Raw genomic sequence first — 12,342 nt, 5'->3', positions numbered from 1 at the left:
AGGAGATGCTATGAAAAAGAAAACCGTATATGAATGCATAGAATGTGGCCATCAGACTCCCCGATGGAATGGTCAGTGTTCTGAATGTGCAAGCTGGAATACAATGGAAGAAAGAGAAATGATAAAAGGAAAAGGTGGAAAAAAAATCCAGATTCAGCATAAATTACGAGAAGCTAAGCCATTGCAAGAAGTTACAAATAGCAGGTCTGATCGGATTGTAACTGGGATTTCAGAGTTTAATAGAGTCATGGGAGGCGGCATGGTTAAAGATTCTCTTTTGATTATTACATCCCCTCCTGGTGGTGGGAAATCAACTTTAAGTCTGGAAATAGCCAATGATGCAGCCCAACAAGGATATCGAATTTTATATGCTTCTGGAGAAGAGAGTGAGAGTCAGATTAAGAGTCGAGCCAACCGAATCCTAGAAGAAATTGATCCGAATCTATGGATTTTATCGGATAACAGCATGGAAAATGTCATCCAACAAATAGAAGCCATCGATGCAGACCTTGTCATTGTGGATAGCATCCAAACCTTTGCTTTTGAGGAGCTAGACTCTAGACCTGGATCGCCTACTCAAACGATGGAATGCGCGTCGGTATTGCAAAAGATGGCTAAGAACAGCCAACGAAATAGAGCCATCATTTTGATTGGACAAATGACAAAAGAAGATGAATTGGCTGGACTTCGTGCATTAGAACATTTAGTGGATACCGTGTTGATTATTGATAGTGATAAAGGAGAAGAATTGAGAGGGGTTTATTGCTCTAAAAATCGTTTTGGTAGCACTGGAGAGATGGGTTTTTTTGCCATGACAGAAAAGGGAATGGTCTCTATTGATAATCCTTCAGAATATTTTATGACCATGCGTTCTTCAGAAGAACGGGTTTCTGGAAGTGCGTTGACTGTTGTGAAGGAAGGAACACGCCCGGTGATTGTTGAAATTGAAAGCTTGGTTTCTCAGACCTTTATGCCATATCCTTCACGAATTGGAGAATGCTTGAGAAAAGAACAACTTAATACATTGCTTTCCATCTTGGAACAGAGAGCCTCCATGGCTTTGCATGATAAAAATGTGGTGATTAAGACAACTGGAGGTTTTAAACTTAGAGAAGCAGCCGTGAATCTGGCAGTGATCATGAGTACTGTTTCTTCTATCTTAGATCAGGGGATTCGGAATGACACAGCCTTTATTGCAGATGTAGGATTAACAGGTGAATTAAAAAGAATACCATCGATAGAGTCTCGCATAAGAGAACTAGATCGAATGGGGTTTAAAAAAGTTTATATTGCACCTGGAAGTCTGGCAAAATCCATGGAGTTTGACAGCATTGAAGTTATTGAAAAAAAGGCTTTGATAGCCGTAGTGAGGCATGTGTTTTCTGTAAAATCAGAATAACAGTTTTAGGATGAAGATAATATTGACAAGGAAAGGCCTCTGTGATATTGTAATCCGTTATGCTTTGTTGACACCCTCCTTTTCTTAAGGTATACTTAGAAGATAAACTGTTGTTTTATGAGGACTTGGAGGGCTGTTTATGTACAGTATCGGGGATAAAATTGCTTATCCAGTTCATGGTGCAGGAATCATTGAAGCCATTGAAGAAAAAAAAATTCTTGGTGAGTTAAAACGGTATTATGTCATGCGAATGCCGTTGAATGACATGCAGGTAATGATTCCCATGGAAAACCTTGAACAGATAGGGGTAAGGCCTATTATTAGTATCGAAGAGATAGGGCATGTCTTTGCCATTCTTTCAGCGGATGTCACTAAAATGCCTCAAAATTGGAATCATCGGTATCGTGCCAATATGGATCGAATTAAAAGCGGTGATATTTTTGAAGTAGCAGGAGTAGTGAGGAACCTTGTGTTGAGAGATCGGGAAAAATCACTTTCAACTGGCGAACGAAAAATCCTTAACAATGCAAGGCAAATTCTTATCAGCGAAATTATTTTAGCCGGTGATATGGATGAAGCAAAAGCCGTGGATATGATTGAGCAGGTAATTAAATAATAGAATTGCTAAGTGATTCTACGGGATCATTTAGCAATTTTGTTTTAAAAAGGCTCCTCAAGCTTCTGGATATCTGATATACTAATTGATATCATTCGCAGAAGTTTTTTTTGTGCCTATGAAAATCTGATCGTCGAAAGGAGGGGGATTGATTGAACCGTGTACTGAAGTGGGTAATAGCGTTTTTAGGCGGATTCTCTGGCTTGGCAGTGTTTACCTATATTGCAAAAACAGGACCACTACTCAATATTGATAGCTGGCCACTCTTTTTTTTCGGACTTATAACCGCCACCTTATTAAGTGGCCTTCTTTTTTATGTGATTTCTCCTTGGCTTATTAATATGGGGCGCAATTTAGCCAATTTTATTGTGAATGAGCTTTCTGGGGTTCCTGTGGACAAATTGGTGATGGGATCTGGAGGATTGATTGCGGGATTGATTGTAGCATATCTGATCAGCCACATTATTTCAGGAATACCCGTACCCTTAGTGGGAACCATTATTTCCATTGTGGTGTATATTTTTATGGGATATTTGGGGGTTAATTTAGCGGTGAAAGCTGGTGAATACGTAAGCCTGGGAAATATTCTCAAAAAAAATATCCTGAAAGACCAAGCGGATTCGGTTCCAGAGGTACCTATTGTTACGGGAGTTCCTAAAATACTGGATACCAGCGTAATCATTGATGGGCGAATTGCTGATATTTGCCGCACTGGTTTTGTTGAGGGGCCCTTAATTATTCCAGAATTTATATTGGAAGAATTACGACATATAGCTGATTCTTCGGCTTCCTTAAAACGAAATAGAGGGAGACGGGGACTGGATGTACTGAACATCATTCAAAAAGAACTGGATGTAGAGGTTCGGATTGTGGATAAGGACTTTCCAGAGGTGCAGGAAGTAGATGTAAAACTGCTAAAATTAGCTCAGGTGATTGATGGAACCGTTGTTACAAACGACTATAACCTAAACAAAGTTGCTGGACTTCAAGGCGTGAAAGTCTTGAATATTAACGAATTGGCTAATGCTGTGAAGCCAGTGGTTTTACCTGGTGAAGAAATGCATGTAGAAGTCATTAAAGATGGAAAAGAAGCAGGCCAAGGTCTTGCTTATTTAGACGATGGAACCATGATAGTGGTGGAAGGTGGCAGAAAGCTAATTGGTCAGGAGATTGATGTGCTTGTTACCAGTGTTCTTCAGACAGCAGCAGGAAGAATGATTTTTGCAAAACCCAAAAATCATGAATCTTAAAAGATAGCGAGGGAAAGCGTATTGAAAACCACAACAAAAATTGCGGTTATCGTGGTAGCTGGCGGTAGTGGGAAACGAATGAAGGCCTCAGAACCAAAACAATTTATGCCCTTGTTGGGAAAACCAGTTCTAGTCCACTCGCTGTTACCTTTTCAACGTTCGGAAATGGTGAGTGAAATTGTGTTGGTAGCGCCTGCCAATGAGCTGAAAAGATGCTGGAACCAAATCCTTCAGCCTTATAAGTTGAATAAAGTAACAAAGGTTGTGGCCGGCGGCAGAGAACGCGTTGACTCTGTGAAGGCAGGATTGGAAGCACTGAATGCCAATGAAGACTTTATAGCTGTTCATGATGGAGCCCGCCCCTTAATTGAAATGGAAAAAATAGAACAGGTATTTCATAAAGCTATGGCTACTGGCGCGGCCATGCTGGTGCAGCGAGTAACGGATACAGTGAAGGAAGTTGACGAATCCGAGAGGGTGGGAAGAACCATCTGTCGAGATAATCTGAGACTGGCCCAGACCCCCCAAGTTTTCTGTGCCGAATGGATGAAGAAAGCCTATGCTGTTTTGCCAGCAGATAAAAAGGTGACAGATGATGCCGACGTATTAGCCCATGCTGGTTATCAAGTGGACACTGTATTCGGAGATGCTTCAAATATCAAGATCACAACACCAGAGGATTTTGCTATTGCGGAATTGATTCTGAAGCAAAGGAGAAGAGAAGATGAGAATCGGAATCGGATTTGATGTGCATCGGTTGGTATCCAACCGGAGGCTTGTTTTAGGGGGGGTCGTCATTCCGCATTACAAAGGGCTGGATGGCCACTCTGATGCTGATGTGCTGGTTCATGCAGTAATGGATGCGCTTTTAGGAGCCGTCGCAGCAGGAGATATAGGGCATCATTTTCCAGACACGGATGATGCCTATAAAGATGCAGATAGTCTAAAATTACTCGAAGAAGTAATGGGTTTAGTTGAAAAAAAAGAAATGCAGATTGTCAATATGGATGCAGTCATTATGGCTGAAAAACCAAAACTTGCCTCTTACTTGGGGGAAATCCAAGGGAAGCTTTGTGAAGCACTTTCCATCCATTGCCATCAATTAAATATAAAAGCGACTACAACAGAAAAAATTGGATTTGTCGGTCGTGAAGAAGGAATAGCGGCACAAGTAGTGGTTTTGTTACAAAAAAAGTAATCTTCGCCGAAGAAGCATAAAAAGCTAGGAGTGCCTTAAGATTTTCAATGGAGATTGTTAACATTTTGCCAATACGGAGTGGTCAAAGGCCTATAGGCGAAAATCTCCTTAAAGAACAGATTGATTAATAGAGGTTCCATAGCGTATAATTAGGGACAGGTTGACATGGGTGGATGATTCAAGAGAGGTATTTAATCTCTCCTTTGTAGAAGTGAAAGCCATAAAAGCAGCGACAGAAAAGGATCAGAAATCGAGAGGAGACGAGAATCATGGGAAAAAAGGAAAAGCAATTTGTGGAAGAAATAACCCCAATGGAAGTAGATTTTGCTCAGTGGTACACAGATGTGATTAAAAAAACCGATATGGTGGACTACTCACCTGTGAAAGGTTTTATGGTCATAAAACCCTATGGATACGCAATTTGGGAAAACATTCAGCGATTTATGGACGGAAGGTTTAAGGATACAGGTCATAAAAACTGTTATTTTCCTCTTTTGATTCCGGAAAGCCTCTTACAAAAAGAAGCAGAGCATGTGGAAGGTTTTGCGCCGGAAGTAGCATGGGTTACTCATGGAGGAGATGAGGAACTGGCAGAACGATTGTGTGTAAGGCCTACCTCCGAAACTATTATTTGCTCCATGTATTCCAAGTGGTTAAGCTCTTATCGAGACCTGCCCTTCCTATATAATCAATGGTGTAATGTAGTGCGATGGGAAAAAAGCACCAGACCTTTTCTGCGCACATCTGAATTTTTGTGGCAAGAAGGCCATACATTGCATGAAACCTATGATCAAGCCCAAGAAGAAACGCTTCAAATGCTAGGAATATACAAGGAAACAGCAGAAGAATTGCTAGCGATGCCAGTAATCACTGGTCAAAAGTCTGACCGCGAAAAATTTGCGGGAGCTTACTCTACCTACACCATGGAAGCTTTGATGCATGATGGAAAAGCCCTGCAAGCTGGAACATCTCATAATTTAGGTCAACATTTCACGAAGGCTTTTGAAATCACATACCTAGATCGTGACGGCGTGTTAAAAAATCCGTACCACACTTCTTGGGGAGTATCAACCCGATTGATAGGTGGGATTATTATGGTACATGGAGACAATCGAGGACTGTCTCTCCCGCCAGGGATTGCACCTGTACAAGCTGTAGTGGTTCCGATTGCATCTCATAAGGCAGGCGTTGCAGAGGCGGCAGAAAAAATATACGAAGATTTACGCCATGAATTTAGAATGGAATTAGACGATAGAGATCAATACTCTCCGGGATGGAAATTTAATGAATGGGAAATGAAAGGGGTTCCAATACGGATTGAAATAGGCCCTAGAGATTTGGAGAATAATCAGGTGGTGCTTTTTAGAAGAGATACTTTGGAAAAACAAGTTTGCCCCTTGGATCAATTAAAAGATACAGTGGCTACAATGATGAAAGAAATCCAAAGCAATCTATTTCTAAAAGCAAAAGAAATGCGGGATCGAAAAACTCACATAGCAACAGACGCAGAAACCTTTAAAACCATTATGAAAGAAAAACCTGGATTTATAAAAGCGATGTGGTGTGGCGAAGAGTCTTGTGAGCTTAAGGTGAAAGAAGAGACAGGTGCGACGATTCGATGCATCCCCTTTGAGCAGGAACAATTAGGGGAGACATGTCCATTCTGCGACAAAAAGGCAGAAAAAATGGTTTATTATGCAAAAGCGTATTAAAAAATAATGAGGTAGATTTAGATGAAAGGAGGGGAATCGGTGAGCGTACGAGTTAGATTTGCTCCGAGTCCTACGGGTTTCGTTCACGTAGGTGGACTGAGAACCGCATTATACAACTATTTATTTGCAAAAGCCCATAAGGGTACGTATTTATTACGAGTTGAAGATACCGATCAAGAACGGTATGTTGAAGGTGCCCTTGAGAATATGTTGGATTCCCTTGTGTGGGCAGGTATTCCTCACAATGAAGGTGTTGTGTTGAAGGATGGACAAGTTACAGAAGAAGGAGACAAGGGTCCTTATATTCAATCCCAGAGATTACCTATTTATCAAGAACATATTAAAACCTTGCTGGAATCTGGACATGCCTATTATTGTTTTTGTAGCAAAGAGAGACTAGAAGCTGCGAGAGAACAGGAGCGTCAGAAAAAAGGGACTCCTGGATATGATGGGCACTGTCGAAGCGTCAGCTTAGAACAAGCAAAACAAAGAATTCGGGATGGTGAGTCTAGTGTTGTGCGGTTGAAGCTTCCTGAAAAAATGGATATTCAGTTTCAAGACTTGATACGGGGAACTGTAAAGATGAATACGGAAGATATGGACGATCAAGTGTTGATGAAATCAGACGGATACCCCACCTATCACTTTGCCGTAGTGGTAGATGACCATCTGATGGATATCTCTCATGTGATCAGAGGAGAAGAGTGGCTATCCTCAACGCCTAAACATGTGTATCTATATCAGGTCATGGGATGGGAAGCTCCAATTCACGTACATTTGCCAAATATTTTAAATCATGACCGAAAAAAACTGAGCAAACGTCATGGCGATGTGGCCGCAGAAGATTTTCGGCGAAAAGGATACCTACCGGAAGCATTGATAAATTATATTGCTTTATTGGGGTGGAGTCCAAAAGAAAATCAGGAAATATTTACACTGGAAGCATTAGAGCAACAGTTTAGCTTAGAAAGAGTATCGAAAAGCGGTGGTGTTTTCGATGTGAAAAAATTAAACTGGATGAATTCTCACTACCTTCGTGAAGCGGAGCTCCCTTGGTTGACAGATCTTGCGATTCCACACTTAGAAGAAGCTGGTTTGATTCAGGGGAGTCATTCGGAGACGGAAAAAGAATGGATTCAAAATTTGGTAGCAGTGCTCCGGGAAAGTGTTGATTGCCTTTCGGAATTGCCTGCAAAAGCCTTGGTGTTTTTCCAAGATCAGGTGGAAGTAGAAGAGGGAGAAGCTCAGGAGTGGTATTCTTCAAATGAGCTCAAAGTCCTAAAAGACTCCTTAATACAAACTTTTGAAAGCCTGGAGGATTGGCAAGTCTCGGTTATTAAAAAGAGCCTGAAGCCAGTCCAGAAAGACACTGGATTAAAAGGACCTAATTTTTTCAAACCCTTACGAGTTGCATTGACAGGCAATGTCCATGGACCAGATTTGATGCTGGTGATTCAAGTCCTAGGGAAAGAAAGAGTGCTTAAAAGATTAAAATCGATTTCATCATAAGGATTAAAACTGATCTATTCAGGATGGAGGCAAAAGCTGACGCTCCAGAGAGGTGCCGCTGGGTGAAAGGCACTGCGTACTTTTGCTGAATTGCAACTGAAGAAACCTCAAAAGGTCAGTCGGTCAGGCACCGATAAAGCTGAAAAAGCAGACAAAGCAATGACTTTGTAAGCAGAGTGGAACCGCGGTTAAGGCCGTCTCTGAACGTTTGTTCAAAGGCGGTTTTTTGTATGAAAAATGCTTAGAGAGAAAGGAGCAAAAAAAGATGAAATTTTATAATACTTTAACACGACAAAAAGAAGACTTTATACCCTTGGAAGAGGGTAAAATCAAAATGTACGCTTGCGGGCCGACGGTATATAATTATTTTCATATTGGAAATGCAAGAACGTTTATCACCTTTGATGCCATGAGAAATTACTTGGAATATCGAGGCTACCAGGTTACTTTTGTACAGAACTTTACAGATGTGGACGATAAAATTATTCAGCAGGCAGAAAAAGAAAGCCTAACACCGGAAGCTGTTAGTCGAAAATATATTGAAGCGTATTTTGAAGACGCAGAAAGTCTTGGCATTCGAAAAGCAGATATTCATCCTCGAGTCACGGAGAACATTCAAGAAATTATTGAATTTGTAAAAGCATTAATTGAAAAAGGATATGCCTATGAATTGGAAGGGGATGTTTACTTTGATGTGGTGGCTTATCCAGCCTATGGTCGTCTCTCGAAGCAAAGCCTGGAGGAATTAAGAGCTGGAGCACGGATTGAAGTCAATGAAAAGAAAAAGAATCCCCTAGACTTTGCCTTGTGGAAAAAAACAAAACCAGGTGAACCATATTGGATAAGTCCCTGGGGCCATGGGCGACCAGGCTGGCATATAGAATGTTCAGCTATGGCACGTAAATACTTGGGGGATACCATTGATATTCATGGAGGTGGCGGGGACTTAACCTTTCCTCACCATGAAAATGAAGTGGCCCAGAGCGAAGCTTTACATGGGAAACCTTTTGCTAATTATTGGATTCATGTAGGGTATTTAAATGTGGATAATAGAAAAATGTCAAAATCCCTTAATAATTTCTTTACACCTCGCGAAATCAAGGAAACATTTGATTTGGAAGTGGCTCGATTCTTCATTCTATCAGCGCATTATCGTAATCCCATTAATTTTAGCCAAGAAGCAATGGAATCGGCAAAACAGGGATTGGAGAGGCTTTATACCGCCAGGGATAATTGGAACTATTATATAGAAAAACTACCAGCATCATCAGAGAAGGATGTGGAAGTTTTCAATCAAATCCATGAATTTGAAAATCGATTTATCCAAGAAATGGATGACGACTTTAATACAGCGGATGGGATAGCGGTTATTTTTGAACTGGTAAAAACCATTAATGGCCACTTAAGCAGTGGTTTAAGTAAAGAAACGATCCGGCAAGCTGTCCAAGTCTTAAATGAACAATGCGCTGTGCTTGGGCTTTTAACCAAGAGGAATCCAGCGGAAGCAATTTTGGAGGAAGAAATAGAGGATCTTATTGAAGAAAGACAAGCTGCAAGAAGAGCGAAAGACTTTGTATTGGCAGATCAGATTAGAGATCGCCTAAGGGAAAAAGGGGTTTTGCTAGAAGATACGCCGGAAGGCATCAAGTGGAAAAAGATCTAAACATTGAAAACGGATGCTCGTTGTCATATAATCCAATGGGAATGTGAAGAAAGAAAAGGAGTGAGTCTGCTATCTTATGAAAGTTTTTGAAATAATGAGAGAACAAAACGCTGAAAAAAAGAACGTCGATATAAAAAAAGCTTCTCCTTTGGCCATGGCGTACTTGGGGGATGCCATCTTTGAATTGTATGTAAGGGATTGCCTTGTGACCCGAAATGATATTTCTGTTAACCGATTGCATCATAAAGCCATCTTTTATGTAAAAGCAGCTTCTCAAGCGAAAATGGTACATCGATTGAAGGAGCAATTGACGGAAGAGGAGCAATGGTTTATTCGACGTGGTAGAAATCAAAAGACCAATGCACCGAAAAATGCTGACATGCAGGACTATCGGTATGCCACTGGATTTGAAGCCTTGATTGGATTCTTATATTACCAGCAAAAGACAGACCGTATGATGCAAATCATGGAAAAAGGTATGGAGATTTTAGAAGAATGGCATAAAGGGGAATTAAGCGATGAAAGCCACTGAAAAGAAGATGTTCATAGCGTTGATTGTGCTACTGATCGGCCTGTCGGTTAAATCCCTTTTCATGGATCCTTACAGGGCAGAGTCTGAAAGGATGGCTGATTATGCAGAATTTGCCAGATTGATGGCACCGTTTCAGCAGCAAACGATGATGGATCGAATGAAAATACTGACCTATCGAACAATTAACGTCAACAAGGTGGAAAGTGACGGTGAAACAACTATCGTTAGCTTAGATGATGATACAGATGAAATGGTTGAGATTCAACTAGCAGGAGAGTACGAAGCAAGAGTAAGAGCATATCTTCTATGGATAATCCCATTAAGAGATGTTCAAATAGAAGGAGGGTTTCCAGCCTATGAAAACGAAGCTGATGGTTAAATTGATGACCCACACCCCTGAACCAGAAAAAATGGTGGCTGCCGCAGCGAAACTTTGTTATTCATCACATGGTGCTACAGAACTCATGGAGGGACTGGAGTCTAATGCTGTTGACCATTTTGTTCAGTTGCTGGCAAAAATGGGGCATGAATCACCGATCGAGCATATTAGCTTTACTTTTTCTGTTGAAGGGGTATCCAGAAGCTTGACGCATCAATTGGTGAGGCACCGAATTGCAAGCTATTCCCAAAAAAGCCAGAGATATGTTCGGGAAGGTGGATTTGAATATGTGATTCCTCCTGCCATAGATATGGATGAAAAGAGTAGAGAATTATTTGTTAGAATGATGAAAGAACAGCAAAAAACCTACGATGAAATAGCGGATCGATTGACGGAAAAGTACAGACGTGAACTAATTGAGAAGGGACTTTCAGAAGCAAAAGCAGGTTCTGAAGCTGAAAAGCGTGGGATCGAAGACGCTAGGTACGTTTTGCCCAATGCCTGTGAAACAAAAATAGTGATTACCATGAATGCACGAACCCTTCTGCATTTTTTTAGGATTCGTTGTTGTAATCGTGCCCAGTGGGAAATCCGTATACTCGCCACAGAAATGCTGAGGCAGGTTAAAAAAGTGGCACCTTCGATTTTTGCAGCAGCTGGACCAGATTGCGTCTATGGGATTTGTGGTGAAGGACCTATGAGTTGCGGGAAATCCCAGGAAGTATCATCGTATTTTAAAAATCTTTAATGAGGGACTGTTTAAATATGGCGGATCAATTAGAAGGAAGAAATCCAGTATTAGAAGCGATTAAATCCAATAAAACCATATTGGAAATATGGTTGGCCGGTGGCATGAAAGGAAAAGCGGTACAAGAAATTGTAGCCTTAGCAAGAAAGAAAAGAATCCCAATCAAAGAATCGGACAAAGAGACATTAAATCGAATGGCTCAAAGTCGAAATCATCAAGGCGTAGTTGCGAAAGTTGAGCCCTATCAATACGGAGATTTTGATGACATCATTGATGAAGCCATTCGTACAAAGGAAAATCCGTTAATAATTTTACTGGATGGCATTGAGGATCCTCATAATCTGGGGTCAATTATACGTAGTGCAGAAGTTTTTGGTGCGTCAGCAGTAGTGATTCCTAAAAAAAGAGCCGTGGGGGTAACGCCAGCCGTGGCACGGATTGCCAGTGGAGCACTGGAACATGTTCCGGTTATCCAGGTGGTCAATATGACAGAGGCAATCAAATCCATGAAAAACAAGAACTTTTGGATTGCTGGTGGAGATGGAGAAGGGTCCCAAGAGGCGTATGGTCAAAATTTAAAAGGGCCTATGGGACTAGTGATTGGAAGCGAAGGAAAAGGGGTTTCTAGGTTGGTTAAAGAGAACTGTGACTATCTTATTCGTATTCCTATGGCTGGTAAAACCGGTTCCCTTAACGCCTCTGTTGCAGCCGGGATATTGTTGTATGAAGTGTTCTCTCAGAACCACAGAATAAAGGAGACGACACGGTGAAAGATGTGCTGATTCTGGACGGGTACAATGTCATTAATTCGATTCCAGAGCTTCAGGAAATACAGCAACATGATTTTCAGGGAGCCAGGGATCAGCTGGTGGAAATAATGGCAGAATACCGTGCCTACAGAGGGATGGATGTCATTATTGTATTTGACGCCTATAAAACACCGAGATCCAGAGAAACCGTAGAAAACATAAAAGGAATACAAGTGGTGTTTACAAAAGAAAAAATGACAGCAGATCGTTTTATAGAAAAAAAAATACAAGAATTTGTGAACCGATACAACGTCATGGTAGTTACAAATGACTGGACAGAGCAACTAATGATATTAGGTGGGGGTGCCACAAGGATTAGCGTAAGAGAATTACAGTTGGACTTGGGGGATGCTGGCAAAGGAATACGAGAAGCGGCTAAGAAGCTAGAAAAGCCAAAAGAAGATCTTGCAACTAGAATAGACCCAACTACTTTGGAAAAGCTAGAGAAACTTAGGAGGAATAGAGGCTCAGGTTGACGTAAGCCTAAAGGTTGGGATATAATACCTATAGGTTCGTCTAGTTATAAG

13 protein-coding genes are annotated in these 12,342 nt (G+C 41.1%); all 13 read left to right on the top strand.

All coding sequences use genetic code 11. From position 1 onward, the window contains the following. Positions 1–10: 10 nt before the first annotated feature. Positions 11–1,399, top strand: coding sequence for a DNA repair protein RadA (gene radA, locus ACZ47N_RS03910; RefSeq protein WP_464887830.1), 1,389 nt, complete (start codon positions 11–13; stop codon positions 1,397–1,399). A 139-nt stretch (positions 1,400–1,538) separates the two neighbouring features. Next, entirely contained in the window at positions 1,539–2,015 is a 477-nt protein-coding gene (locus ACZ47N_RS03905; RefSeq protein WP_464887829.1) for a CarD family transcriptional regulator, read from the top strand. Positions 2,016–2,167: 152 nt separating this feature from the next. Further along, the gene (locus ACZ47N_RS03900; protein WP_464887828.1) at positions 2,168–3,265 is read left to right on the top strand and encodes a PIN/TRAM domain-containing protein; all 1,098 of its coding nucleotides are present in this window, start codon (positions 2,168–2,170) and stop codon (positions 3,263–3,265) included. 21 nt (positions 3,266–3,286) lie between these two features. Continuing rightward, the gene (gene ispD / locus ACZ47N_RS03895; RefSeq protein ID WP_464887827.1) at positions 3,287–4,012 is read left to right on the top strand and encodes a 2-C-methyl-D-erythritol 4-phosphate cytidylyltransferase; all 726 of its coding nucleotides are present in this window, start codon (positions 3,287–3,289) and stop codon (positions 4,010–4,012) included. Continuing rightward, positions 3,990–4,463: a 2-C-methyl-D-erythritol 2,4-cyclodiphosphate synthase gene (gene ispF / locus ACZ47N_RS03890; protein ID WP_464887826.1), complete on the top strand. Its 474-nt coding sequence runs from the start codon at positions 3,990–3,992 to the stop codon at positions 4,461–4,463. Before ispD ends, ispF begins: the two co-directional genes overlap by 23 nt. Before the next feature lie 269 nt (positions 4,464–4,732). Continuing rightward, positions 4,733–6,175: a proline--tRNA ligase gene (proS, locus tag ACZ47N_RS03885; RefSeq protein ID WP_464887825.1), complete on the top strand. Its 1,443-nt coding sequence runs from the start codon at positions 4,733–4,735 to the stop codon at positions 6,173–6,175. Positions 6,176–6,214: 39 nt separating this feature from the next. Next, positions 6,215–7,684, top strand: a complete 1,470-nt coding sequence (gene gltX / locus ACZ47N_RS03880) for a glutamate--tRNA ligase (RefSeq protein WP_464887824.1) — start codon at positions 6,215–6,217, stop codon at positions 7,682–7,684. 265 nt (positions 7,685–7,949) lie between these two features. Further along, complete coding sequence (gene cysS / locus ACZ47N_RS03875) at positions 7,950–9,347, top strand: cysteine--tRNA ligase (RefSeq protein ID WP_464887823.1); 1,398 nt, start codon at positions 7,950–7,952, stop codon at positions 9,345–9,347. Positions 9,348–9,423: 76 nt separating this feature from the next. Further along, the gene (locus tag ACZ47N_RS03870) at positions 9,424–9,879 is read left to right on the top strand and encodes a Mini-ribonuclease 3 (RefSeq protein WP_464887822.1); all 456 of its coding nucleotides are present in this window, start codon (positions 9,424–9,426) and stop codon (positions 9,877–9,879) included. Continuing rightward, positions 9,866–10,258, top strand: a complete 393-nt coding sequence (locus ACZ47N_RS03865; protein WP_464887821.1) for a hypothetical protein — start codon at positions 9,866–9,868, stop codon at positions 10,256–10,258. Before ACZ47N_RS03870 ends, ACZ47N_RS03865 begins: the two co-directional genes overlap by 14 nt. Continuing rightward, complete coding sequence (gene thyX / locus ACZ47N_RS03860) at positions 10,236–11,006, top strand: FAD-dependent thymidylate synthase (protein ID WP_464887820.1); 771 nt, start codon at positions 10,236–10,238, stop codon at positions 11,004–11,006. The genes ACZ47N_RS03865 and thyX overlap by 23 nt, the downstream gene beginning before the upstream one ends. Positions 11,007–11,023: 17 nt before the next feature. Beyond that, entirely contained in the window at positions 11,024–11,776 is a 753-nt protein-coding gene (rlmB, locus tag ACZ47N_RS03855) for a 23S rRNA (guanosine(2251)-2'-O)-methyltransferase RlmB (RefSeq protein WP_464887819.1), read from the top strand. Continuing rightward, a complete protein-coding gene (locus ACZ47N_RS03850; protein WP_464887818.1) occupies positions 11,773–12,291 on the top strand; it encodes an NYN domain-containing protein in 519 nt (172 codons plus the stop codon). Before rlmB ends, ACZ47N_RS03850 begins: the two co-directional genes overlap by 4 nt. The last annotated feature ends 51 nt before the right edge of the window (positions 12,292–12,342 follow it).

It is taken from the genome of Tindallia texcoconensis, from assembly GCF_055383815.1.
This window is presented reverse-complemented; position numbering and strand designations above follow the sequence as displayed.